Source organism: Methylobacterium nodulans ORS 2060 (assembly GCF_000022085.1).
GTDB lineage: Bacteria > Pseudomonadota > Alphaproteobacteria > Rhizobiales > Beijerinckiaceae > Methylobacterium > Methylobacterium nodulans.
In genome coordinates, this window is sequence record NC_011894.1 from 1,438,966 (window position 1) to 1,461,035 (window position 22,070).

Below are 22,070 nucleotides of genomic sequence, written 5' to 3' on the forward strand. Positions count from 1 at the left end.
CGCGCTCACGCCTCCTTCCACCATTCGGCGAGGTAGGCCAGCGAGCTGTCCCAGCCGGTCTGGGGCGACCGGAGCTTGCCGTTGACGGCCGAGACCTGGGCGCGGTGGAGGAGCGGCACCACGTTCTCCGAGACCGCGATGTCGTTCATCCGGATGAAGAGGGCGGCGCGCTTCACGAGGTCGAGCTCTTCCTGAGCGGCGCGGTAGCAGGCATCCGCCTCGGCGTTGCGCCAGCGGCAGACATTGCGGCCCTGCCACTTGTTCTCCTTGGTGGCCGCCTCCCAGGACACGTATTGCAGCATGAACACGGCCGGGTCGGCCTGCGTCATGTTCCAGGTGTACATCTGCATGTCGGCGTAGAAATGCGGATAGGTGTCCGGGTTCGCCACGTCGGATGAGAAGAACACCGAGCCCGGGATCGATTTCAGCTCCATGTCGATGCCGGCCTTCTGGGCGGACTGCTTGATGATGGCCTGGGTCTTCTGGCGGGGAGCGTTGATCGAGGTCTGGAAGACGAATTTGAGCCGTTTGCCGTCCTTGGCGCGGATGCCGTCGCCGCCCTTCTTCCAGCCGGCCTCCTCCAGGATCTGCGCCGCCTTGTCGGTGTCGAATGCGAAGGAGGTGTTCTTCGAGCGGAACATCTCCGGGCCATTGAGGATGTTGGCGGTCGCCCGGCCGGTGCGGCCGTAGATGAATTGCTGCACCGCCGTCCGGTTGACGACGAGGTGCATCGCCTTGCTCACGGCCGGGTCCGAGAAGGCGGGGTGCTGCGTCTTGAGCGAGGCGCGCTCGCCGTCGACCTCCGTCCAGGGATCGGTGGCGTTGAGCAGGATGAACTCGACGTTGCCGCCATAGTACATCTCGACGCGCCCCTTGCCCTCGGCTTCGAGGCGCTTGAGGAGTTCGTCCTCGACCTGCATGTTCCAGGCGTAGTCGTACTCGGCCGTCTGCAGCACGGCGCGGGCGGCCGAGACCGCGTCGCCCCCGCCCTTCATCTCGATCGAGTCGAAGAAGGGCCGGTTGGGCACGTGGTAGTCGGGGTTGCGCACGCCCCGCAGGATGTCGCCGGGGCGGAACTCCACGAACTTGTAGGGACCCGTGCCGACCGGAGCGAGGTTGGCGGGCGCGTCGCGGGACTTCTCGCCGATATAGGCCTCGAAATGGTGCTTCGGGATGATCATCCCGGCGGTGGACACGAAGGCGTCGGCCCAGAACGGCGTCGGCCTGTCGAACAGGATCCTGACCGTGAGGTCGTCGATCTTCTCGACCTTGATATCCTTGTAGCTGCCCGACGTCACCGCGGCGGTGGCGGGGTTGGCGGCATATTGCCAGTTGAAGACGACGTCGTCGGCGGTGAAGGGGCGGCCGTCGTGCCATTTCACCCCGGGCTTGAGCTTCCAGGTCACGGAGCGGCCGTCCGCCGTGACGCCGCCATTCTCGCGGCTCGGGATCTCGGCCGCCAGGATCGGGAACAGGTTGCCGTCCGGGTCCCAGGCCGCGAGCGGCTCGTAGAAGATGCGCGAGCCCTCCTGGTCCTTGGTGCCGACCGCGAAATGGGGGTTGATGAGGGTCGCGGCCTGCCAGAACAGGAGCTTGAGCGGGCCGCCGCCGCCTGCCTTGTCGGGCTTGTAGGCGGCGCGCAGATCGGCCGCCTGGGCGAGGCCCTCCTGTGCGAGCATCATGCCAGCCATCGGGGCGGTGAGGCCGAGCGCCACCATCCGCTGCACGAAGCCGCGGCGCGAGAGCCGGCCGTCCTTCACCTCGCCGATCAGGTTCCGCAGGTCCTGCTCGTTCATCGGCCTTGCCCTTTCGTGTCGACCACCGGCAGCATGCACCAGTCGCGGGCGTCCGCAAGCGGCCCGCTGCGCGGGCCAGCGCTTTACGGACCAGCCCTTTACAAGTCTCGCGCCAACATCCCGGCCCGGGGGGCCTGCTTGGCGCCCGGGAGCCCTGCGGCGGCCCGCCTCCGCAGACGGGCCCCCGGCCTGCATATCTGGGAGGCGCCCCGGGGGCGCCCAGGCCCGAACCGGAGGGATCCGATGGACAACCGCAACGCCCTGTGGCGGCAGGTCGACGCCCACAAGGACCGGCTGATCGCCCTGAGCGACCAGGTCTGGGGCACGCCCGAGGTCTGCTACACGGAAGCGCGCTCGGCCGCCGCCCATGCGGCCGAGCTGCGCCACCAGGGCTTCCGGGTCACGGAGGGCGTCGCCGGGATCCCCACCGCCCTCGTCGGCGAGGCGGGGGAGGGCGGGCCGGTGATCGCCTTCCTCGGCGAGTACGATGCGCTGCCGGGCCTGAGCCAGGAGGCGGGCGTGGCGGAGCACCGGCCGATCGAGGCGGGCGGGCACGGCCATGGCTGCGGGCACAACCTGCTCGGCGCGGCGGCCTTGCTCGCCGCCACCGCCCTCAAGGACTGGCTCGCCGAGACGGGCCGGCCGGGACGGGTGCGCTATTACGGCTGCCCGGCCGAGGAGGGCGGGGCCGCCAAGGCCTTCATGGTGCGGGCCGGCGCCTTCGCGGATGCGGATGTCGCCATCACCTGGCATCCGTCGAGCTTCTGGGAGGTCGCGCCGCCCCTGGCGCTCGCCAACACCCGGGCCGATTTCGTGTTCACCGGCCGGGCGAGCCACGCGGCCGCGGCCCCCCATCTGGGGCGCAGCGCGCTGGACGCCGTCGAGCTGATGAATGTCGGCGTCAATTACATGCGCGAGCACATGCCGAGCGACGCGCGGGTGCATTACGCGCTCCTCGATACCGGCGGCATCGCCCCGAACGTCGTCCAGGCCCATGCCCGGGTGCGCTACTCGATCCGCGCCCGCGACCTGCCGGGCATGCTCGAACTCGTCGAGCGGGTGCGCAAGATCGCCGAGGGCGCGGCCCTCATGACCGAGACCATGATGGAGATGCGGGTCGTCAGCGCGGTCTCGGACCTCGTCGGCAACACGCCGTTGGAAGAGACCCTGCAGCGGGTCATGGCGGAGCTCGGGCCCCCGCATTTCGATGAGGAGGACCGCGCCTTCGCCCGCGCCATCCGGGCGACGCTCTCGGGCAGCGACATCGCGGCGGTCTACCGGACCATCGGCATGGCGCCGACCGACGCGCCGCTCGCCGATTTCCTCGTGCCCGCCGACGCTAGGCGCAACCCGGCGATCGGCTCGACGGATGTGGGCGACGTAAGCTGGGTGGTGCCGACCGTGCAGGCCCATGCGCCCACCGTGGCGATCGGCACCCCCTTCCACACCTGGCAGGTGGTGGCCCAGGGCAAGAGCCCGGCCGCCCACAAGGCGATGGTGCAGGTGGCCAAGGCCATGGCGGCGACGGGTGCCGCCATGCTCGCAGATCCGGACCTGATGGAGGCCGCCAAGACGGACTTCAGGGCACGCACGGGGAGCGGCTACGTCTCGCCGCTGCCGCCGGAGGTGGCGCCCCCGCTGCGGATGTCGGTGGAGTAGGGCCCCAGGGGCTAGGCCCCTCCGGGGCGCATCCCGCCGGTCTACTCCGCCGGCGTCGTTCCCCGCGCCCGGCCGAGGGGCACGTGCGGGACGAGGCTCGCCAGGACGACGCCCGCCACCGCGATGGCGAACATCGCCCAGAAGGTGAGGTGCAGCGCCTGCTGCAGGGCGGTGCGGATCTCCGCGAAGCCCGCGGCGGCGGCCTCGCCGCTGGCGAGCAGCCGCTGGAGCTGGTCGGTGCTCACGCCCGCGCCGGCATGGCCGAGGCCGTGATTGAGCACCGCACCGAAGACCGTCGCGCCGAGCGTGCTGCCGAGATTGCGCGCGAAGACGTTCGAGGCGGTGGCGCTGCCGCGCTGCGACCAGGGCACGATCTCCTGGATCAGCACCAGGGCGGCGGTGCTGAGAAGCCCCATGCCGAAGCCCATCACCAGCGAGGCGAGCCCGGCCACCAGCGAGGCTGAACCGGGGCCCAGCGTCAGCAGGAGGCTCGCGCCGAGCGGCAGGAGCAGGCTCCCGGTGAGCAGGATCGGGCGCAGGCCGAATCGCTTCAGGCTGCGGGCGGCGAGCGTCGCGCCGATCGGCCAGCCGAGGACCATGACGGTGAGGGCGAGACCGGCCACCAGGGGCGTCTGCCCGAGCACGCCCTGCACGTACATCGGCAGGAAGGTGGTGAGCCCGATCAGCGCCATGCCGGCGAGCAGCGAGCAGCCGTTCGAGGCCGCGATCGGCCGGCGGCTCCAGACCGAGAAGGCGATCACCGGCTCCGGCGCCAGCCGCTCCTGCACGACGAACAGCACCGCGCCGATGGCGGCCACGCAAGCCGCCATCACGGCGCCCCGGCCGTCGGAGGCGCCGGCCTCCGTCAGCGCGACCATCAGGGCGCCGATCGTCACCGTGAACAGGGCGGCGCCCGCCGCATCGATGCGGCGGCGCTCCCGCGCGACGCCCTCGTGCAGGAAGACGGTGAAGCCCGCGGCGGCGAGAAGCCCGACCGGCAGGTTGAGCCAGAAGATCCAGGACCAGGAGGCGTGCTCGATGATGAAGCCGCCCGCGAGCGGCCCGATCACCGCCGAGACCGCCCAGACGCTCGCCAGGAAGCCCTGGATGCGCCCGCGCTCCTCGGCGCTGTAGAGATCGCCCACGATGGTGAGGGAGATCGGCTGGATCGCCCCCGCGCCGATTCCCTGGAGCAGGCGGAAGACGATCATCGCGGGCATCGAGCGGGCGAAGCCGCACAGCAGGGAGGCCGCCAGGAACACGCCGATCCCTGCGAGCATCACGGGCTTGCGCCCGTAGACGTCGGAGAGCTTGCCGAACACCACCGTGGCGGCGGTCTGGGTGAGCAGGAAGGACGAGAACACCCAGCTGTAGAGGGACAGGTCCCCGAGCTGCCCGACGATCTGCGGCATCGCGGTCGACACGATGGTGGCCTCGATGGCGACCATGAACATGGAGGCCATCACCGCCGCGATCACGAAGGGGCGGCGGGTGGTCGGGAGTGCGGACATGATCCGTCCAGTCGGGAAAGGGTGGGGCCGGCACCGGGGCTGCCGCCAGCTCCCTGCAGCGATCAGCTAAACTGGTGGACTCGGTCTGCAAGGTCTGTCGATGCTCTCGCCGGTTCCCGGCAGGGCAGGGCTGCGCTCACCGCATGCGGTGATGGACCGCCCGCCCGCGCGGGATCGTCTTGGAATCCGTGAACATGGAAAGAGATCGTCTGTTCCTGATCGCCCCGGGATTCATCGACCCTGTCTATCCGGGGCGGACCTTCTACTGCTGGCACTGCGCCCTCCTGGAGGGCGTGCTGGCCTCCTGTCCGGATCTGGCGCGGCGGCTCGACGTCGTGAGGGTGGCCTGGCCTCGCCCGCGCGAGACGGTCATCGCGCTCGTGGGCGAGGCCAACCAGTCGCTGCCGCTGCTCGTCCTCGCGCAGGGCGCAGATTCCCGTTTCCGGACCGGCACGCATCAGGGCCGCCGCTTCATCGCGGATAAGGACGCGATCCTGGCGGCCCTGAGCGAGCGTCACGGTTTTCCGGATCCTCACCCCTGAGCGCCGGGCCCGACAGGGCAGAGCGGCCTTCCCGAAGACCTCACGGCGCGCGCCGCGGACCGGGGGCGCCGCCCACCGCCCCGGTCTCCGCGGCTCCCTCAGACCTGCACGCCCGCGCGCGCCACGTCGCCCGCATCCTTGAGATTGGCGATGTCCCAGCACAGGGCCATCACCCGGCGGATCTGCGCGTCGGGCAGGATGCCCTCGGCCAGATCCACGAATTTCCGCTCCAGATCCGCATCGGTCATCGGGTTCTCGACGCTGCCCACCGCGTGCTCGATCTGCCGCGAGAGCGTGCGGCCGTCCGCGAGCGTGATCGTCATCTCGACCTGCTCGGGCTTCACCCCGGGCGTGACGGTCGGCACCACCTTCCCGCGCAGCGCCGCGATGACGGGGTCGCGCACCGCCCGGTCGCTGAACTGCTTCTCGCCGCCTGCGCCCTCGACGAGCGCCACCGCCACCGCGTGATAGATGCTGAACTTGCCCTCCAGCCCCGAGCGCGGCGCGGTCTTGCCGGTGAGTTCGAGCACCAGCGGATGCACCTTGAGGTCGACGCGCCGGATCTGATCGGGGGTGAGCCGGTTCTCGTTGCGCAACTGCACGGCGGCGTCGATGGCCGGATGCATGACGATGCCGCAGGCGAACGGCTTGTAGGTGTTGAGCGCCGCCTCGTAGCGGCTGCCCAGCCCCTCGGTGATCTCGCGGTAGTCCTGCTTGGTCGAGATGGTGTTGGCCCAGCCGCGCTTGGCCTCGATCATCCCGTCCGAGCTCGTGTAGTTCTTCGAGGCCAGGATCGCCGCGAAGAGGCCGTTGGTGGCGGCCCGGCCCGGGTTGAAGCTCTTGTTCATCGAGCCGAAGGACTCGCGCAGGCCGACCGGCTGCGAGGCGGCGAGCCCCAGCGCCCAGACCATCTGCTGCTCGGTGAGCCCCATCAGCCTGCCGGCCGCGGCGGCGGCCCCGAACACGCCCGCCGTGCCGGTGATGTGCCAGCCGACATCGTAGTGGTTGGGATAGACCGCATTGCCGATCCGGCACTCGGTCTCGACGCCGAGCACCAGCGCGTTGAGGAAGTCGCGGCCGGAGACCGGCCGCATCTCGGCCAGCGCCAGGATCGCCGAGGCGACCGGGCCGGCCGGGTGGATCACAGTCTTCAGGTGGGTGTCGTCGTAGTCGAAGATGTGGCTCGACACGCCGTTGAGGAAGGCGGCGTTCATGATGTCGAAGCGCTCGGAGCGCCCGAACAGCCCGGCCTGGGGCGGGCCGGAGAAGGGCTGGAGTGCCGCGACGGCGACGTCGAGGGTCTCGTGATGCGAGCCGCCGATGGCGACGCCGACCCAGTTGAGGAAGGTGCGGGTGCCCTCGCGCCGGACCGGCTCGGGCAGGTCCTCGAAGCGGGCATCGACCACGTAGCGGGCGAGCGTGCGGGTGACGTCGCGGGCGGCGGCGGGCCCTGCCGGCGGGGCGGACGGCTCCGGTGCGGCCCGGGCGGCGCTCCCCGCGAGCGCGAGGCTCGCGGCCCCGATGAGCGCGCGGCGGTCGATGCTGGGCATGGGGTCCTCCCGGATGGCGTTATCTTGTGCTGGTAGACATAACACCAGCTGGGCGCCATGGGAGGCCCCGGGCGATCCTCAGATCGCCACCCGATCCCCGTCGAGCTGGTCCCCGTCGAGCCGGTCGTCGTCGGCCACGTCGCGGGCGGGGCGGCGGGCCCGGCGGCTGCCGCGCGTGATGAGCGAGCGGCCGAGCGCCCTGAGCGGCGCGGTCAGGCGGCGCAGGTCCTCGGCGCGCTCCATCAGGCGCTCGCCGTTGCGGATCTCGCGGTCGAGGCGGGCCATGGTGCGGGCGAGCGACGGGTCGTCGTCCTCGAGCCAGGTCTCCAGGGTGCGCGCGAAGGCGATCACCGCGCCCTGGAGCTTGAGGCGCCCGAGCGGCCCTTCGGTGTCGATCCCGGCCGCCGCCAGCATGAAGCGCTGCGAGTTGAGGGCGACGCCGTTGAGGGCGACGAGGGAGAGCGGGTCGGTGCGCAGCGCGAAGACGATGCGGCGCAGAGCCGTCCTGTAGGGCGCCATCGCGTCGAGGCGGCGCATCAGCACGTCGAACAGCCGCTCGCGGGCGGGCTCCTCCACGAGGTCGTCGGTCGTGCCCTCCAGAACCTTCTTGTCGATCATGCGGGAGAAGCCGCCGAGCACCGCACCCTTGGACGGGAACAGGTCCCGGAACTCGGCGAGGCTCACCCCCGCCTCGCGGGCGATGTCGGTGATCTCGATGTCGGTCCAGGGCTGCTCGGCGGCGAGCCGCATCAGGGCCTCGACGATCGCCTCCCGCGGATTCACGGCGGCGGGCGCTGCGGCGGTTGTGGGCTTGCTGGCCATGCGCGGCTCCGGTGCGATTTTCCCTTCCCGATGTAGGGAGCTGGCGGCGATTCGGCAGGGTGTGGGCGCTGCGGCGGGCTGTCGTAGCGATGCGGGAGATTGCCCATCCCGGCACCCGCCCCGCTCCTCATGCTAAGATGCGGGGCGGCGTCCACGCAGGTCAGGTTCGATGGAGGACGGGATGTGCGTTCCAGCAGCGAGGACCGCTCACCCCGACAATTCGGCCGAGCGGCTCTTGGCCGCCGCCACGGCCGCGCGCAGCAGGTCGGGGAGGCCGCCCGCCGCCATCAGCACGCCGAGCGCCGCCGCGGTGGTGCCGCCCGGCGAGGTCACGTTCTGGCGCAGGATCCCCGGTTCGAGGGGGCTCTCGGCGAGGAGCGCGCCCGCGCCCGCCACGGTCTGGCGGGCGAGGCGGGCGGCGACATCCGGCGGCAGGCCGGCGGCGGCGCCGGCCTCGGCCAGCGCCTCGGCGAGCAGGAACACATAGGCCGGGCCGGAGCCGGAGACGGCCGTCACGGCGTCGATCAGGCTCTCGTCGGCGAGCCATTCCACGAGGCCTATCCCTGAGAGGAGCGCGTCGGCCATGCGGCGCTGGCGCTCGCTCGTCTCGGGGCTCGCCGCCGCCCCGGTGGCGCCCCGGCCGATGCTGGCCGGCAGGTTCGGCATCGCCCGCACCACGGCCCGGGCCTGGGGCAGGCGGGCCTTGAGGTTCGCCACCGTCTTGCCCGCCAGCACCGAGACGACGAGGGTGTCGGGGCCTACGAGTGGCGCCACCGCGGAGGAGGCCGCCTCCAGCCCCTGCGGCTTGATAGCCAGCACGAGCGCCTCGGGCGGCGTCAGGCCCTCCGGGTTGAGGGCGATGCCGTGGCGCCCGCAAAGGGCGGTGAGATCGGGCGAGGCCCCGGGATCGACCACCGCGATGCGGGACCCGTCGAGGCCGCCCGCGAGCCAGCCCTCCAGCATGGCGCCGCCCATCTTGCCGGCGCCGACGAGGACGAGGGAGGCGGGGAGATCGGAGGCGGTCATGCGGCGGCCGGGCTTGAGAGGAACCTTGCGGGCCTGCCTATCCCGAACCGGCCCGCTCCCGCCAGCGGGATTTCGCGGGCCTCATCCCGACGGCCCAAGATGCTGACGCGCATGCTCACGCGTCGGGCCGTTGACCTGTCTCGCATTGTCGATGCCAAGCCTTTGGCTTGGCGAAAATTCGAGAGCGGAGATACCGACGGTCATTGGAAATGACCGTCGGTATCATCCCCCCGCCTGCGCCTCCAGCCGGTCGAGGTGCTGGCGGATATGCGCGGCCTCCGCAGGGGAGTGGGCGAGCGCAATCGCCCGGTCGAAGGCGGCCCGCGCCTCGTCGCGGCGGCCGAGCCGCAGGAGCAGCGCGCCCCTCACGCCGAAGAAGTGGAAATAGCCGGACAGCCGCGGCGCCAGGGGCTCGATCAGCGCGAGCGCCGCCTCCGGCCCGCGGAGCTTCGCCACCGCCACGGCCCGGTTGAGGGTGACGACCGGCGAGGCGAGCATGATCTCGAGGGTCGCATAGAGCCGGTCGATCTGCGCCCAGTCGGTCTCCGCCGCATTCCGGCTGCGGGCATGCAGGGCGGCGATGGCCGCCTGCACCTGGTAGGGGCCGGGGCTCGCGTGCCGCATCGCCTTGTCGAGGAGGGCGACGCCCTCCGCGATCATCCGGGAATCCCACAGGCTGCGGTCCTGGTCGTCGAGGAGCACGATCTCGCCCGCGGCGGAGAAGCGTGCCGCCGCGCGGGCGTGCTGGAGCAGCATCAGGGCGACGAGGCCCATGATCTCGGGCTCGGCCGGAAATAACCGGAGCAGCAGGCGCCCGAGGCGGATCGCCTCGTCGCAGAGCGGCGCCCGGGCCGGGCTCGTCGCCCGGTCGGCCGAGTAGCCCTCGTTGAAGACGAGGTAGAGCATGGCGGCGACGGCGGCGAGGCGCTCGGCCCGCTCGGCCGGCCCCGGCGCCTCGAAGGGCACCCGGTTCTGCGCCACCCGCGCCTTCGCCCGGGTGATGCGCTGCTCCATGGCGCTCTCGCCGACGAGGAAGGCGCGGGCGATCTGCCGGACGCTGAGCCCCGAGACGACGCGCAGCGCGAGCGCGATCTGCTGCGTCGCCGGCAGGTCCGGATGGCAGCAGATGAAGAGGAGCCGCAGGATATCGTCGCGGTAATGCGCGTCGTCGAGCCGCTCGGCCAGCGCCGCTTCCGCGTCGTCGAGGTCGGAGAGCTCGGCCTCCTCCGGCAGGGGCGCCTCGCGGCGGCTGCGCCGCCCGGCATCGAGGGCAGCGTTGCGCCCGACCAGGATCAGCCATGCGGCCGGGTCCCGCGGCGGGCCCTGCCGCGGCCAGTGGCCGAGCGCCTTCAGGCAGGCCTCCTGGAAGGCCTCCTCGGCGGTGTCGAGGTCGCGGAAGTAGCGCAGCAGCGCCCCCATCGCCCGCGGCCGGGCGGCGGCGAGCGCGCCGTGCATCCAGTCGAGGTCGGTCACGGCGTCCCGCCGCCGGGCCGGAAATGGGCGATCGGCCGGATCTCGTAGGCGCCGCCCGGATTGGCGCGCCCGAGTTCCCGCGCGGTGTCGAGGGCGTGGTCGAGATTCTCGCAATCGACCACGTAGAAGCCGAGGAGCTGCTCCTTGGTCTCGGCGAAGGGTCCGTCGAGGACGAGGCCGGGCTCGCGGTCCTTGCGCAGGGTGGTGGCCGCGGTGGTGGGCAGCAGGCGGGCCACCGGCCCGAGCCGCCCCTCGCGGGCGAGCCGCTCCTGGACGACCGCGAGCTTCTCCATGACGGCCGCGTCCTCTTCGCGGCTCCAGGCGCCGACGACCTCTTCGGAATGGTAGCACAGGATGGCGTAGAGCATGGCGCACCTCCTCGTCCGGACACGACGTCCGGCCCCGCCCGCAGCCGACAGGCTTGCGGAGCTGTTCTCCTGTGGCCCGCGGGTGTGGGGAGAGTGGGGCGGTTCAGCCGATCGCCGCCCGGATCGCCGCCCGCACGCGCTCGGGCGCCTCGAAGGGCAGGAAATGCGTCGTGCCGGGCACCGTCTCGACGGTGACGTGCGGCGGGCGGTCATGCGTCAGGGCGCAGGTGCTGCCGGAGGCCGCCCGCAGGATCAGCGCCGGGCGGGCGAGGCGGCGCAGCGCCCCCCAGCTGTCGTGGCCCTGCGCGAGGAAGTTCGCGGCCTCCCAGGCGGGCGAGCAGGCGAGTTCCACGGCTCCGTCCGGGCGCTCGCGAAACCCGTCCGCCACGTAGTCGGCGAGCGCGGCGTCGGGCCAGGTGCGGAAGGCGCCGCGCCCCCGATAGGCCGCGAGCGCCGCCGCCCGGGAGGGAAACACCGCGCGGCGCCGGATCGCCTGCTCCGCCAGGGGCGAATGGCGCCGGAACAGCCGCGGCGCGACGAAGGGCATCCGCGCGGCGAGCGCATCGCGACGCCGCAGGATCACCGGATCGAGGAGCACGAGGTTGCGCACCCGCTCCGGCCGGCGCGCGGCGGCGAGCAGGGAGGCGGTGCCGCCCATCGAGTGGCCGACCAGGGTGAGGGGTGGTCCATCGAGCCGGTCGAGCAGCGCGACGAGATCCGCCGCGAGGTCGTTCCAGCTCCGCCGGTGCCGCGGATCGGCGCGCAGCGTCGTGCTGCCGTGGCCGCGCTGGTCGCAGGCGAGGATGCGGGCCTCGCCGGCGAGCGGTTCGAGCAGGGTGCGGTAGGTGCGCGCGGTGAAGCCGTTCGCGTGCAGCACCAGGGCGTCGAGCGGCCGCTCGCGCGGCCCGAAGGCCAGGGCCGCGATGCGCCCGCCCGCGGGATCGCCGATGTCGAGCGTCTCGCGCGCGAGGGGGGCTGCGCCCAGCGTGAGGGCCTCGGCCGGCATCACGGTTCCTTTCCGATTCCAGCCGGAGGCTAGAGCATTTTCCGACGAAGCGGATGCCGGTTCGTCGCAGACGATGCGGCACAATCAAAAACCGAGAGCAGGATCCGTTCCACCGTGAACGGATCCTGCTCTAGCGTGGCGGCGGGGACGGGCGAAGCCCGCACGGGGGCGGGGCGACATGCGCGGGCGGCAAGGGATGGCGAGCGGGGGCCGGGGCCGGATCCACCGGCCCCGGCCCCCATGCGCGAAGCGCGCCGCGAAGTGCGCCGCGGAATGCGCCTCAGGCGAGCTGGACGGCCTGGGCCTGTGCCGTGCTCGGCGCCTCGGCCGCCGAGAGGTAGCGCAGGCGCAGGGGCTTCAGGACGAACAGGGCGAGCACCGCCGCCGCGAGGTTGAGCCCGATGATCAACCCGAACACCGCCGACCAGCCATAGGCGGCCGAGACCATGCTGGCGAACGGCACCAGGAATGCGGCCGATCCCTTGGCCGTGTAGAGGAGCCCGGCATTGCTCGCCGCGAATTTCGAGCCGAAGGTGTCGCCGCAGGTCGCCGGGAACAGGCTGTAGATCTCCCCGAACACGCCGAAATAGACGGCCGTGGCGATGACGAAGATGATGGGGTTGCGGCCGAACAGCAGCAGGGCGATCACGGCCGCCGCCGCCGTGCCGAAGGCGATGAACATGGTGTTCTCGCGGCCGATCGTGTCGGAGACCCAGCCGAAGAACGGGCGCCCGAAGCCATCGAAGATGCGGTCGAGGGAGATCGCGAAGGTCAGGGCCGCCATCTGCAGGCCGAGCATGCTGACGGGGACGTCCGCCACCTTGAAGTCGTGGGCGATCGGGGCGATCTGCGCGGCCGTCATCAGGCCGCCCGACGCGACCATGACGAACATGGCGTACATCACCCAGAAGACCGGCGTGCGCACGGCCTCGCTCGGCGTGCGGTCCACCTGGGCCTGCGGCAGGTGCAGGCTCTTGCGCTTGACCGGCACGGCGACGCTCGGCTTGCGCAGGAGGAACGACAGCGCGACCACGACCCCGCCCTGGATCAGGCCGAAGGTGAAGAAGGCGTTCTGGTAGCCGCTGGCGGCGATCATCTTGGCGATGGGGACCACGGTCAGCGCCGCGCCCGCCCCGAAGCCGGCCGCCGTCGCGCCCGCGGCGAGACCCCGCCGGTCCGGGAACCATTTCAGCGCGTTCCCGACGCAGGTGCCGTACACCGCCCCCGCCCCGATGCCGCCGACGACGGCGCCCAGATAGAGGAGCGGCAGCGATTCGGCATAGGCGTCCAGGAGCCATGCGAGCGCGATCATCACGCCGCCGAAGCACACCACGATCTGCGGCCCGTAGCGGTCGACGAACCACGCCTCGACCGGCACCAGCCAGGTCTCGGTGGCGACGAAGATCGTGAAGGCGAACTGGATCGCGGTCCGCCCCCAGTGGAACTTCTCGTCGATCGGGTCGACGAACAGCGTCCAGCCGTACTGAAGGTTGGCGATCATAGCCATGCAGACGATGCCGAACGCGAGCTGCCACCACTTCGCGGACGGGGAGTCCTGACATTCCATCCCTGTTTTTCCCTTTCGTCGGGCGCAGCGCCCGGCGGCTGAGAATGCATTAAATCTCCTGGTATGCAACATACCAAACGCAGATTTGCGGCCCAGGTGAGCTATCATGCCGGTCGTGGCTGCCGGGAGGCGTCGATTGGTCCCGGGCACCCGGGGCGCCTCACCCGGGGCTCCACGTCGCAAGGATCCAGGGAGGTTGCCCGGCGCGGCGCCGATCAGATCGATGCGCCGCTCCGGGCCGCACGACAGGCGGCCAATGACGGCACCTGCCGCTTCCGCAGCGATCTGGCCCGGGGCAGGCTTCGGCCCAAGCCGTTCTCGGCTGCCCGAAGACTCGGGATAGAAGATGCGACCGGAGATTGAGTATTCGTGGACTGCAAATCCGAATTGAAGCCTCGACGCAAGAGGTGTCGAGCCACATCGCGGCGGTGTCGGTGGCGGCGAACGAGACCGGACAAGTCGCCGAGATGGTCCGGAGCGTGGCCGCCACCCTCGCCGGGCACTCGGACGGGCTGAAGGGCAGCGTCACCCGGTTCCTCGCCGCAAGCTGAATAGAAACTGAGGTGCGTGGAAGCCGCCCCGCTCCTCATGCTGAGGTGCTCCGAAGGAGCCTCGAAGCACCCCAGACCGCTCGTCCAAGATTCGGGTGGCCGGGAAAACCGGTCCGGGGTGCTTCGAGGCTCGCTGCGGTGCGATCTTCGATCGCCAGCACCTCAGAGCATGAGGGCCGAGGTTGGCTGCCACAGGCGGGAGCGCTCAGTCAGCCGCGGTTTCATCCGTCAGGGTCAGCGCGGCTGGTGGTGAACTGATACCAACGGTCATTTCCATGTGACCGTTGGTTCCGGTCTCGAATTTTCGCCAAGCCTCTTCACGAAGCCTTCGGCTTGGCCTCGACAATTCGAGATGGGTCAATGGCCCAATGCGTCGGCATCTTGGGCCGTTGGTATGACGCGGCGTTTCATCCGCCCGTCACGGCGGCGGGCCTCGGCGCGATCTCGTTCAGCGCGAGCTCGGCGAGCCAGCGCAGGCGCCTCTCCTCCTCCGGATCGAGGACGCGCGGGCGCGTGTCGGCGATGCAGAGGGTCCCGATGCAGTGGCCGTCCGCCAGGATCAGGGGCTGGCCGGCGTAGAAGCGCAGATGGGGCGGCCCGACCACGGCCGGGCTGTCGGCGAAGCGCGCGTCGAGCAGGGTGTCGGGCACCACGAGCGGGTCACGGCAGCCGCCCCCGTCGGAGGCCGCGACCGCGTGGGCGCAGAGCGAGGCGTCGCGCGGGACTTCCCGGAAGGTCAGCCCGTGGCTGGCCTTGAACCATTGCCGGTCGCTGTCGACGAGGCTCAGCGCCGCGAAGGGCACCGCGAAGCTGCGGGCCGCCAGCGCCACGATCCGGTCGAACCGCTCCTCGGGCGGCGTGTCGAGGAGGTCGAGACGCCGCAGCGCGGCGAGCCGCTCCGCCTCGCCGGGGGGCTTGGCGGCGCGGGCCCAGCGGCAGGCCGTGCGCATCAGCCATGCGCGCAGGCGGGTGCGGGCGTAGCTCGGCGTGAAGGGGGTGACGAGCCGGTCGCTGATCCCGATCTCCTCGTCGCCGCGCCGGTCGCCCGAGCGGCTCACCAGCACGATCGGCAGGTCCTGCCCCTGCGCCCCGAGCGCCCGCACGGCCGCGCAGATCTCCGCCAGGCGCCCGGCCGGCTCCGGCCCGTTCGCGATCACCGCGAGGGCGGGCCGGTGGCGCAGGACGGCCTGCGCCACCGCATCGGGCGTCAGCGCGGCTGCGTGCACGCCGACGCCATCCCCACGCAGGATCGCGGTGATGCCCGCCGCCGCGGCCGGATCGGCGGCGGCGATCACCACCGATTGCGCCGCGAGCGCCGAGCCCACCGCCTCCCGGGCCGAGCGCGCCCGGGCGCCGGCGGGCGCGGCGATGCGCGCGGCCGAGAGGTCGATCACCTGGCCCTCGGCGGCGGCGAAGAGGTCGAGGTCGGGGACGCGGTAGCGGGCGACCAGGGCGTCCAGGCTGTCGTCGTCGCGGTCGGGGTCGTGGTGCATCAGGGCGAGCCGCGCCGCGCCCGCTTCCAGGGCGACGCGGCGGGCATACTCGACGGTGCTGTGGCCCCAGCCGATCTTCGCCGGGTACTCGGCGGCCGTGTACTGGGCGTCGTGGATCACCAGATCGGCGCCCTGCAGGAAGTCGGCATGCCGGCGGTCCTGCCCCTCCGGCGCCTTTTCCCCGTCGGCGCTCGCGGTGCAGAAGGGTTCGTGGTCGAGGGCGTAGACGAGGGTCGCCCCGTCCGCCGTGAGGCGATAGCCGAGGGTGAGGGCCGGATGGTTGAGGTAATGGGTCTCGACCGCGACGTCGTCGTCCTCGCCGAGCGCCAGCTCGCCCTCGACGAGTTCGTGGTAGCGGATCGTGGCGCCGAGCTGGTCGAGCGCGACCGGGAAGTAGCTGTACTGCATCTGGCCCGACAAGGTCTCGCGCAGGGAGGCCCCGAGGCCGCGCGGCGCGTAGATGTCCCACTCGTTGCCGGGCGTGAAGAAGGGCGCGAAGAAGGGCACGCCCTGGATGTGGTCCCAATGCGTGTGGGTGATGAGCACATGGCCGCGCAGCGGACGGCCCTCGGCGGCGAGTTCCCGGCCGAGGGCGTAGGCGCCGGTGCCCATGTCGAGGATCACGAGCGTGCCGCGCGCCGTGCGCAGAGCCACGCAGGAGGTGTTGCCGCCATAGCGGATCGTGCGCGGCCCGGGGACCGGCAGGGAGCCCCGCGTCCCGAAGAACCGAACCTGCATGGCCCTTCCTCCCGCGGCCGTCCGCGCCGCCTGCGCGCCCGAGCGGAGCCGGAACTTTTCGCGAGAACAGGCCGCGCTTCAAGAGGTCTCGGCGGCGCGGCTCGGCCCGTGAGGACGGCCACCTGTCATCTCAGCGTCGCCAGGAGGCCCGCGAAGAGCCGCCCCCGGCTGACGAGGCTCTCTTCGTCGAGATGCTCCTCCAGCGTGTGGTAGCCGCGCCCAATCGCGCCGAGGCCGTCGAGGGTGGGCAGGCCGAGCGCCCCCGTGAAGTTCCCGTCCGAGCCGCCCCCCGCGCTGCAATGGGGCAGCGGCAGGCCCATGGTCCCGGCGAGCCCACGGGCGGTCTCGTAGAGGGCGAGCGTGCCCGCATCCGGCTCCCAGACCGGGCGCGTGACGCCGCGCGTCACCGTGAAGGTCACGTCGTCCTCCATGCCGGAGAGGGCCAGCATCCGGGCGACGCCGCGGTCGAGGTCGGTCTGGCGCTTGGCCATGCTGAGCGCCTCGCCCCGGCAGACGGTCGGCACGCAGTTCACCCATTGGCCGCCATGCACGACGCCGACGCTGAAGGTGCAATCCTCCCCGGTCATCGCCTCGATCGCCAGGACCTTGCGGGCGAAGGCGCGCACCGCCGAGCGCCCGTCGCCGAGCCGCGCTCCGGCATGGCTCGGCCGTCCCACCGCCTCCAGGTTGAAGCGCGCGATGGCGTAGCGGCCCGTCACCACGCCGTTGTCCTCCTGGCCGGGCTCCGGCACCAGCACGAAGCGGTGGCGCGCGGCCTCCGCCTCGATCAGGTCGCGGGTCGCGGGGCTGCCGATCTCCTCGTCGCTCGTGAACAGCACCGTCACGGGCAGGGGGGTGCGGATGCCGGCCCGTCCGAGCGCCCGGATCGCCTCCAGGGCCAGCAGGTTGCCACCCTTCATGTCGAGGATGCCGGGGCCGTAGACGCGGCCCCCCTCGCGCCGCCAGGGCAGCAGCCGCAGCGTGCCCAAAGGATGGACCGTGTCCATGTGGCCGAGCACCAGGATGCCGGGCTCGTCGCGCCGCGGATGCGGGAAGCGGGCGCGCACGCAATCGCCGAGCCCCATCCGGCCGGGGATCACCTCCACGCTCGCCCCCGCCACCGCGAGGTCGCGCGCGGCGAGCGCCATCATGCGGTTGACCGCGAGCGGATCGAAGGTCGGGCTCTCGCACTCGATCCAGGGGCGTAAGGAGGCCAGCATCGCCTCGCGGTCGAGGGGAAGGTCGGTGGGGTTCATGCGGGCTCGAAGGGGTTGGGGTCGCGGGGCCACCAGGGCCCCGCTTTCCGGGTGAGGGGCAGGGAGGCGAAGTCCGGCGGCACGGCGCCGGGTGCCGCCACGTAGCGCACGGCGCTCGCGATCGGCGCGAAGGCCGCGTGGAAGTGCTGCATCGACTTCACGACCACGATTCGCTTGTCGTGCAGGGTCAGACCCAGCCCCGTGAAGGCGTCCGGGTCGAAGGGCTGCTGGCGCCGGGCCGTCAGCACGAGGTGGATGCCGTCCGCCTCCACCCAGGCGCTCGGTCCGAGCAGGGCCCGCCCGCCGCTCAAGCCCCCTTGGCTGTGCGCCTCCGACAGGCCCCGCACGGTGATGCGCAGGTCCACCGGATCGCCCGAGGTGACGCCGCACTTGCCGCCGATGCGCAGCGCGAAGGAGGCGCCCAGCCCCGCCTCGTGGCAGATGCCGACCGCCCCCGGATCCCAGTAGAGCCCGCTCGCCACGCCCCGCACGCCGCGCGCGACGAGGCGGCTCAGGATCGCCGTGTTGTCGGAGGGGGCGCCCGCCCCGGCATTGTCGGCGACGTCGGCGAGCAGCATGGGGCGCGGATCGGTCGAGGCGAGGGCCCGGTCGATTGCCGCGTCGATCGTGTCGTAGCGTGTGGCCGCCTCCTCGCGCATGGCGAAGACCGCCTGCGCGAGGTCGCGGGCGAGGGAGGCGGCCCGTCCCGCATCGCCATCCGCGACGACGAGCATCTTGGCGCCCACATCCGCCACGTCGGCCCAGGGGAAGCCGTGGCCGAAGGAGACCGACAGGATGCCGTCCCGGCCCTCATGCGCGATCATGCGGTCGACGAAGGCGCGCACGGGCGGGTCCGAGGTGCGCCAGAGGCCGACCATCCGGCAGTCGTGATAGGCCATGACCGGGCGGATCCGCCCCTCCGCCGTGCCGATCACCAGCGCGTAGAGGTCGCGGGCGCGGGCGGCGATGTCGGTATGGGGGTATTCCTTGTAGATGACGATGACGTCGGCGGCCTCGCGCATCGCCTCGGTGAGATGGCAGTGCAGGTCGAGTTCGACCCCGATCGGAACGCCCGGGCCGACGATCGTCCGCACCCGGGCGAGGGTGTCGCCCTCGCAATCGTCGTAGCCCTCCGCCACCATGGCGCCGTGCATGTAGAGCAGCACGGCATCGACCGGCCCCGCCGCCCGGAGATCACCGAGGAGCGTGTCGCGCAGCTCCTCGTAGACGCCGCGCAGGGTGATCCCGCCGGGCTGGGCGAAGGTCGAGAGGCTCTCGACCAAGGCATGGCCGTCGGCCTGCGCGAGGCGCCGCCATTCGATGAGCCCGATATTGCTGAGGCGGGGCGGGTTCAGGCTGCCATCGCGGCGGGCATAGTCGGCGAGGAAGGCGGCCCGTCCGGTCGGCAGCGGCGCGAAGGTATTGGTCTCGGTCGCGAGGGAGGCGATGAAGAGCTTCACGCGGGGCGGGTCTCCGCTGGGATTCGGTCCTGGCATCCGGATCGGCGCCAGCCGTTCTGCAGGGAGCAGAACCGCAAAAGCCGGGCCGTTCAAGCCCCCGCCGTCTCGGCGAGCCGCTTGCGCTGGACCTTGCCGTTCGGCGTGCGGGGCAGGGCCTCGAGGAACACGACCTCCCGCGGGCATTTGTAGCCGGCGAGCCGCTCCTGGCACCAGGCGATCAGCGCCTCGCGGTCCGGTGCATGGCCGGGCTTCGGCACCACGTAGGCGGCGATGACGCGCACATCCTCCCGCACGGCGCGCTCGGCCACCGCGACCTCCTGCACGTCGGGATGGCCGATCAGCACCGCCTCGACCTCGCTAGGCGAGACCCGGTAGCCGAAGGCGTTCATCACGTCGTCGTGCCGGCCCTCGAACCAAACGTAGCCGTCCGCATCGAGCCGGGCGAGGTCGCCGCCCGTGAACCACTCGCCCCGGAACACCGCCGCCTCCTCGTCGGGGCGGTTCCAGTAGCCGAGCATCAGGCCCGGATCGGAGCGGTGGACGGCGAGCAGCCCGGTTTCGCCCGCCGGCAGCGGCTCGGGCGGGCCCTCGGGAGGCAGGATGGCGATGCGCCGCCCCGGCTGGGGCCGGCCGGGCGAGCCCGGCCGCACCGGCACGGTCGGGCCCGTGGAGATGTAGGTCGAGATCTCGCTCATCCCGAGCGCCTCGTAGAGCGGCTTGCCCGTCGCGCGGGTCCACTCGGCGAGGAGATGGGCCGGCAGAGCCTCGCCCGCCGTGATGCCGTGGCGCAGGCTCGACAGGTCGTGGCCGGCGAGGTCGGCGTATTTGACGATCTGCCGGTAGAGGCTCGGCACCGCGGCGAAGAGCGTGGCGCGGTAGCGGGCGATCAGGGCGGGCCAGATCCCGGGATCGCGCCGGCCGGTATAGAGCACCGTGGTGGCGCCCCGCGCCCAGGGGTCCTGGATGCCGACCCCGAGCGTGTAGGTCCAGTTCATGGTGCCGGCATGCAGCACCACGTCGGTCTCCCGCAGCCCCAGCCAGTGGTCGTGCATCGGCCGCCGGCCCCAGAGGGTGCGGTGGGCGTGCAGCACCCCTTTCGGCCGGCTCGTCGTGCCGGAGGTGTAGACGAGATAGGCCGGGTCGTCCGCGGCGGTATCCGCGTAGGCCGGCAGGGGCGGCCCCGCCCGCAGATGCGCCACGTCGGCCGGGCGCAGCACCGCACGCCCGCGGCAGGATTCCGGGTCGAGGGGGCAATCCTCGGCCGCCACCACCGCCGCGGCGCCCGAATCGGCCATCAGGAAGGCGGCCTCGGCCGGGGTGAGCTGCGGCGAGGAGGGCTGCGCCACCAGCCCCGCGGCCAAGGCCGCGAAGTAGACGATGGCGTAATCCGCATCGTTGCCCATGCGGATCATCACCCGGCTTCCCGGGGCGAGGCCGAGGGCGAGCAGGCCCGCCGCGACGCCGCGCACCGCCCGGTCCACCTCCCCGTAGGTCAGCACCTGCGCGGCGTCGCCATCCCCGACCAGGATCAGGGCCGGCTTGTCGGGATGGCGGCGCGCATTCGCCTCCAGGCAGTAGCGGGCGCCGTTGAACCGGGCGGGGGGCGGGCTGGCGTCGGATGGGACGGTCACGAGGGACTCCGGGCCGCGGGACGGGGCATCGTCTTACGCATCCTTGCAACCGCCGTCATGTCTCGCCCTCGACGGCACCGTCACCGGCACGCTCCTCGCCCGGCCCGGACATGGCCCGGACATGGGGCTCGGGACCCGCGCCACGCGGCTACGGCGCCGCCTTGAACTCCCCTTCGAGCCGCAGGAAGACCTCGTCGCCGAGGGCCGGCAGGAAGGCCGAGATGCCGAACTCGGAGCGCCGGATCACCGCGCGGCCGTCGAAGCCCACCGTGTAGGTCTTGTCGACCGGGTGGATCCCGGCCTGGTTGAAGGTGACGTCGAGGACGAGAGGCTTCGTCACGCCCCTGAGGCTGAGATCGCCGGTGACCCGCGCGGTGGTGGGGCCGGTCGGCTCCACGGACCGGCTGACGAAGGTGGCGGTCGGGAACTGCTCGACGTCGAAGAAGTCGGGGCCGCGCAGGTGCCGGTTCAGGGCGTCGTGGAGAGCGTTGACGCTCGCGGTGCCGATCCGGACGCTGAGCCGGCTCTGGGCCGGCGCCTTCGGGTCGAGGTCGAGCTCGCCGGCGACGTCGGTGATCTGCCCGTAATAGGTCGAGTAGCCGAGATGGTTCAGCGACCACGTGATCTTGCCGTGGGCGGGATCGAGCGCGTAGCGGCCCGCCCGCACCTGGGTCGGATCGGTGGTCGGCGCGGGGGCGTCCTCAGCCCGCGCTGCGGGGGCTTCCTGAGCTCCCGCCGGGAGAGCGGCCGCGAGGAGGAGGCAGGCCAGCACGGTCGCACGCTTCATGCGGTCACCTTGTGGGTTGGATCGGGGTCGCCGATATGGCGGCGATCCCATCCCACGAACACAGGCGCCGCTCAAGGACGGGCGCGCCGCACGGACCCCCATGATCGGCAAGCTGAAGGGTGTGGTTGATTCCTACGGCGAGGACTTTGTCATCCTCGACGTGCATGGGGTCGGCTATGTGGTGCATTGCTCGGCCCGCACGCTGCAGCGGCTGCCGCCGGTGGGCGAGGCGGCCGACCTCGCCATCGAGACGCATGTGCGCGAGGACATGATCCGGCTCTACGGCTTCCGCTCGGATGCGGAGCGGGAGTGGTTCCGTCTGCTCCAGACCGTGCAGGGGGTCGGCACCCGCGTGGCCCTCGGCGTGCTCTCGGTGCTGGAGCCGGCCGACCTCGCCACCGCCATCGCCACGGGCGACAAGGGAGCGATCGCGCGCGCGCCCGGCGTCGGGCCGCGGCTCGCCGCCCGCCTCGTCGCGGAGCTGAAGGACAAGGCGCCGGCCTTCGCGCCGGTCGATCCAGCCCTGATCCGCCTCGCGGGCGCGGTCGAGGAGCGCACGGCGCCCCAGCCGGTGGCCGATGCGATCTCGGCCCTCGTCAATCTCGGCTATCCGCAGATCCAGGCCTCCGCCGCGGTCGCTGCGGCGCTCCAGGGCGCCGGGGAGGGGGCGGAGGCCAAGACGCTGATCCGGCTCGGCCTGCGGGAACTCGCGCGGTAGCCTTCTCCGGAACGGACTCCGAGCGCCCCGGCGATCGGGGTGCCGGCCGTTGCGGGCCGGGGCCCGGCAACACCGCGAAACGAAATTGCTGCGGAAGCCGTATCAGTTCGCCACCG

Annotated in this window: 18 protein-coding genes; 4 read left to right on the forward strand and 14 right to left on the reverse strand. The window is 72.1% G+C overall.

Annotated features, from left to right (window positions below; all coding sequences use genetic code 11):
- Positions 1 to 5 precede the first annotated feature (5 nt).
- Complete coding sequence (locus MNOD_RS06545; RefSeq protein ID WP_015928051.1) at positions 6 to 1,796, reverse strand: peptide ABC transporter substrate-binding protein; 1,791 nt, start codon at positions 1,794 to 1,796, stop codon at positions 6 to 8.
- 243 nt (positions 1,797 to 2,039) lie between these two features.
- On the opposite strand from MNOD_RS06545, the gene MNOD_RS06550 reads away from it, so the two are divergent.
- The gene (locus MNOD_RS06550) at positions 2,040 to 3,455 is read left to right on the forward strand and encodes an amidohydrolase (protein WP_015928052.1); all 1,416 of its coding nucleotides are present in this window, start codon (positions 2,040 to 2,042) and stop codon (positions 3,453 to 3,455) included.
- Positions 3,456 to 3,496: 41 nt separating this feature from the next.
- Here the strand turns inward: MNOD_RS06550 and MNOD_RS06555 are convergent, their stop codons facing one another.
- Positions 3,497 to 4,966 carry an MDR family MFS transporter gene (locus MNOD_RS06555; RefSeq protein WP_015928053.1) on the reverse strand — a complete coding sequence of 490 codons (1,470 nt, stop codon included), beginning with the start codon at positions 4,964 to 4,966 and terminating at the stop codon, positions 3,497 to 3,499.
- 194 nt (positions 4,967 to 5,160) lie between these two features.
- Between MNOD_RS06555 and MNOD_RS06560 the strand changes: the two genes are divergently transcribed.
- Complete coding sequence (locus MNOD_RS06560; RefSeq protein ID WP_015928054.1) at positions 5,161 to 5,508, forward strand: DUF3088 domain-containing protein; 348 nt, start codon at positions 5,161 to 5,163, stop codon at positions 5,506 to 5,508.
- Positions 5,509 to 5,606: 98 nt separating this feature from the next.
- Here MNOD_RS06560 and MNOD_RS06565 read toward each other — a convergent pair whose 3' ends face one another.
- From MNOD_RS06565 to oxlT, 7 genes are all read right to left on the reverse strand, one after another.
- On the reverse strand, positions 5,607 to 7,058 hold the full coding sequence (locus MNOD_RS06565; RefSeq protein WP_015928055.1) for an MmgE/PrpD family protein: 1,452 nt from the start codon (positions 7,056 to 7,058) through the stop codon (positions 5,607 to 5,609).
- Positions 7,059 to 7,136: 78 nt separating this feature from the next.
- Entirely contained in the window at positions 7,137 to 7,880 is a 744-nt protein-coding gene (locus MNOD_RS06570; RefSeq protein ID WP_015928056.1) for a TetR family transcriptional regulator, read from the reverse strand.
- 207 nt (positions 7,881 to 8,087) lie between these two features.
- Positions 8,088 to 8,906 carry a pyrroline-5-carboxylate reductase gene (gene proC, locus MNOD_RS06575; RefSeq protein WP_015928057.1) on the reverse strand — a complete coding sequence of 273 codons (819 nt, stop codon included), beginning with the start codon at positions 8,904 to 8,906 and terminating at the stop codon, positions 8,088 to 8,090.
- Between the two features lie 222 nt (positions 8,907 to 9,128).
- Entirely contained in the window at positions 9,129 to 10,361 is a 1,233-nt protein-coding gene (locus tag MNOD_RS06580) for an RNA polymerase sigma factor (protein WP_425277504.1), read from the reverse strand.
- Between the two features lie 14 nt (positions 10,362 to 10,375).
- Positions 10,376 to 10,747 carry a YciI family protein gene (locus MNOD_RS06585; RefSeq protein ID WP_015928059.1) on the reverse strand — a complete coding sequence of 124 codons (372 nt, stop codon included), beginning with the start codon at positions 10,745 to 10,747 and terminating at the stop codon, positions 10,376 to 10,378.
- A gap of 103 nt (positions 10,748 to 10,850) precedes the next feature.
- Entirely contained in the window at positions 10,851 to 11,753 is a 903-nt protein-coding gene (locus tag MNOD_RS06590) for an alpha/beta fold hydrolase (RefSeq protein WP_015928060.1), read from the reverse strand.
- A gap of 280 nt (positions 11,754 to 12,033) precedes the next feature.
- Positions 12,034 to 13,320, reverse strand: a complete 1,287-nt coding sequence (gene oxlT / locus MNOD_RS06595; RefSeq protein WP_015928061.1) for an oxalate/formate MFS antiporter — start codon at positions 13,318 to 13,320, stop codon at positions 12,034 to 12,036.
- A 407-nt stretch (positions 13,321 to 13,727) separates the two neighbouring features.
- On the opposite strand from oxlT, the gene MNOD_RS46195 reads away from it, so the two are divergent.
- Entirely contained in the window at positions 13,728 to 13,871 is a 144-nt protein-coding gene (locus MNOD_RS46195) for a hypothetical protein (protein ID WP_157091399.1), read from the forward strand.
- A 407-nt stretch (positions 13,872 to 14,278) separates the two neighbouring features.
- Here the strand turns inward: MNOD_RS46195 and MNOD_RS06600 are convergent, their stop codons facing one another.
- The 5 genes from MNOD_RS06600 to MNOD_RS06620 form a co-directional block, all read right to left on the reverse strand.
- Positions 14,279 to 16,102, reverse strand: a complete 1,824-nt coding sequence (locus MNOD_RS06600) for an MBL fold metallo-hydrolase (protein ID WP_015928062.1) — start codon at positions 16,100 to 16,102, stop codon at positions 14,279 to 14,281.
- Between the two features lie 125 nt (positions 16,103 to 16,227).
- Positions 16,228 to 17,358 carry a M20/M25/M40 family metallo-hydrolase gene (locus tag MNOD_RS06605; protein WP_015928063.1) on the reverse strand — a complete coding sequence of 377 codons (1,131 nt, stop codon included), beginning with the start codon at positions 17,356 to 17,358 and terminating at the stop codon, positions 16,228 to 16,230.
- Entirely contained in the window at positions 17,355 to 18,818 is a 1,464-nt protein-coding gene (locus tag MNOD_RS06610; protein WP_015928064.1) for a M81 family metallopeptidase, read from the reverse strand. Before MNOD_RS06610 ends, MNOD_RS06605 begins: the two co-directional genes overlap by 4 nt.
- A gap of 89 nt (positions 18,819 to 18,907) precedes the next feature.
- The gene (locus MNOD_RS06615) at positions 18,908 to 20,449 is read right to left on the reverse strand and encodes a class I adenylate-forming enzyme family protein (protein ID WP_015928065.1); all 1,542 of its coding nucleotides are present in this window, start codon (positions 20,447 to 20,449) and stop codon (positions 18,908 to 18,910) included.
- Between the two features lie 148 nt (positions 20,450 to 20,597).
- Positions 20,598 to 21,236 (reverse strand): YceI family protein, encoded by a 639-nt coding sequence (locus MNOD_RS06620; RefSeq protein WP_015928066.1) that lies wholly within the window; start codon positions 21,234 to 21,236, stop codon positions 20,598 to 20,600.
- Positions 21,237 to 21,336: 100 nt separating this feature from the next.
- Here MNOD_RS06620 and ruvA point away from each other — a divergent pair, with 100 nt between their 5' ends.
- On the forward strand, positions 21,337 to 21,954 hold the full coding sequence (ruvA, locus tag MNOD_RS06625; RefSeq protein ID WP_015928067.1) for a Holliday junction branch migration protein RuvA: 618 nt from the start codon (positions 21,337 to 21,339) through the stop codon (positions 21,952 to 21,954).
- Positions 21,955 to 22,070 lie beyond the last annotated feature (116 nt).

Coding starts and splice junctions, on each gene's coding strand:
- MNOD_RS06590 (WP_015928060.1), bottom strand. CDS start 11,753: ATGCCGGCCGAGGCCCTCACGCTGGGCGCAGCCCCCCTCGCGCGCGAG.
- MNOD_RS06555 (WP_015928053.1), bottom strand. CDS start 4,966: ATGTCCGCACTCCCGACCACCCGCCGCCCCTTCGTGATCGCGGCGGTG.
- MNOD_RS06620 (WP_015928066.1), bottom strand. CDS start 21,236: ATGAAGCGTGCGACCGTGCTGGCCTGCCTCCTCCTCGCGGCCGCTCTC.
- oxlT (WP_015928061.1), bottom strand. CDS start 13,320: ATGGAATGTCAGGACTCCCCGTCCGCGAAGTGGTGGCAGCTCGCGTTC.
- MNOD_RS06545 (WP_015928051.1), bottom strand. CDS start 1,796: ATGAACGAGCAGGACCTGCGGAACCTGATCGGCGAGGTGAAGGACGGC.
- MNOD_RS06580 (WP_425277504.1), bottom strand. CDS start 10,361: ATGCACGGCGCGCTCGCCGCCGCCCGGCCGCGGGCGATGGGGGCGCTG.
- MNOD_RS06570 (WP_015928056.1), bottom strand. CDS start 7,880: ATGGCCAGCAAGCCCACAACCGCCGCAGCGCCCGCCGCCGTGAATCCG.
- MNOD_RS06585 (WP_015928059.1), bottom strand. CDS start 10,747: ATGCTCTACGCCATCCTGTGCTACCATTCCGAAGAGGTCGTCGGCGCC.
- MNOD_RS06560 (WP_015928054.1), top strand. CDS start 5,161: ATGGAAAGAGATCGTCTGTTCCTGATCGCCCCGGGATTCATCGACCCT.
- MNOD_RS06605 (WP_015928063.1), bottom strand. CDS start 17,358: ATGAACCCCACCGACCTTCCCCTCGACCGCGAGGCGATGCTGGCCTCC.
- MNOD_RS06565 (WP_015928055.1), bottom strand. CDS start 7,058: ATGCCCAGCATCGACCGCCGCGCGCTCATCGGGGCCGCGAGCCTCGCG.
- proC (WP_015928057.1), bottom strand. CDS start 8,906: ATGACCGCCTCCGATCTCCCCGCCTCCCTCGTCCTCGTCGGCGCCGGC.
- MNOD_RS06600 (WP_015928062.1), bottom strand. CDS start 16,102: ATGCAGGTTCGGTTCTTCGGGACGCGGGGCTCCCTGCCGGTCCCCGGG.
- ruvA (WP_015928067.1), top strand. CDS start 21,337: ATGATCGGCAAGCTGAAGGGTGTGGTTGATTCCTACGGCGAGGACTTT.
- MNOD_RS06550 (WP_015928052.1), top strand. CDS start 2,040: ATGGACAACCGCAACGCCCTGTGGCGGCAGGTCGACGCCCACAAGGAC.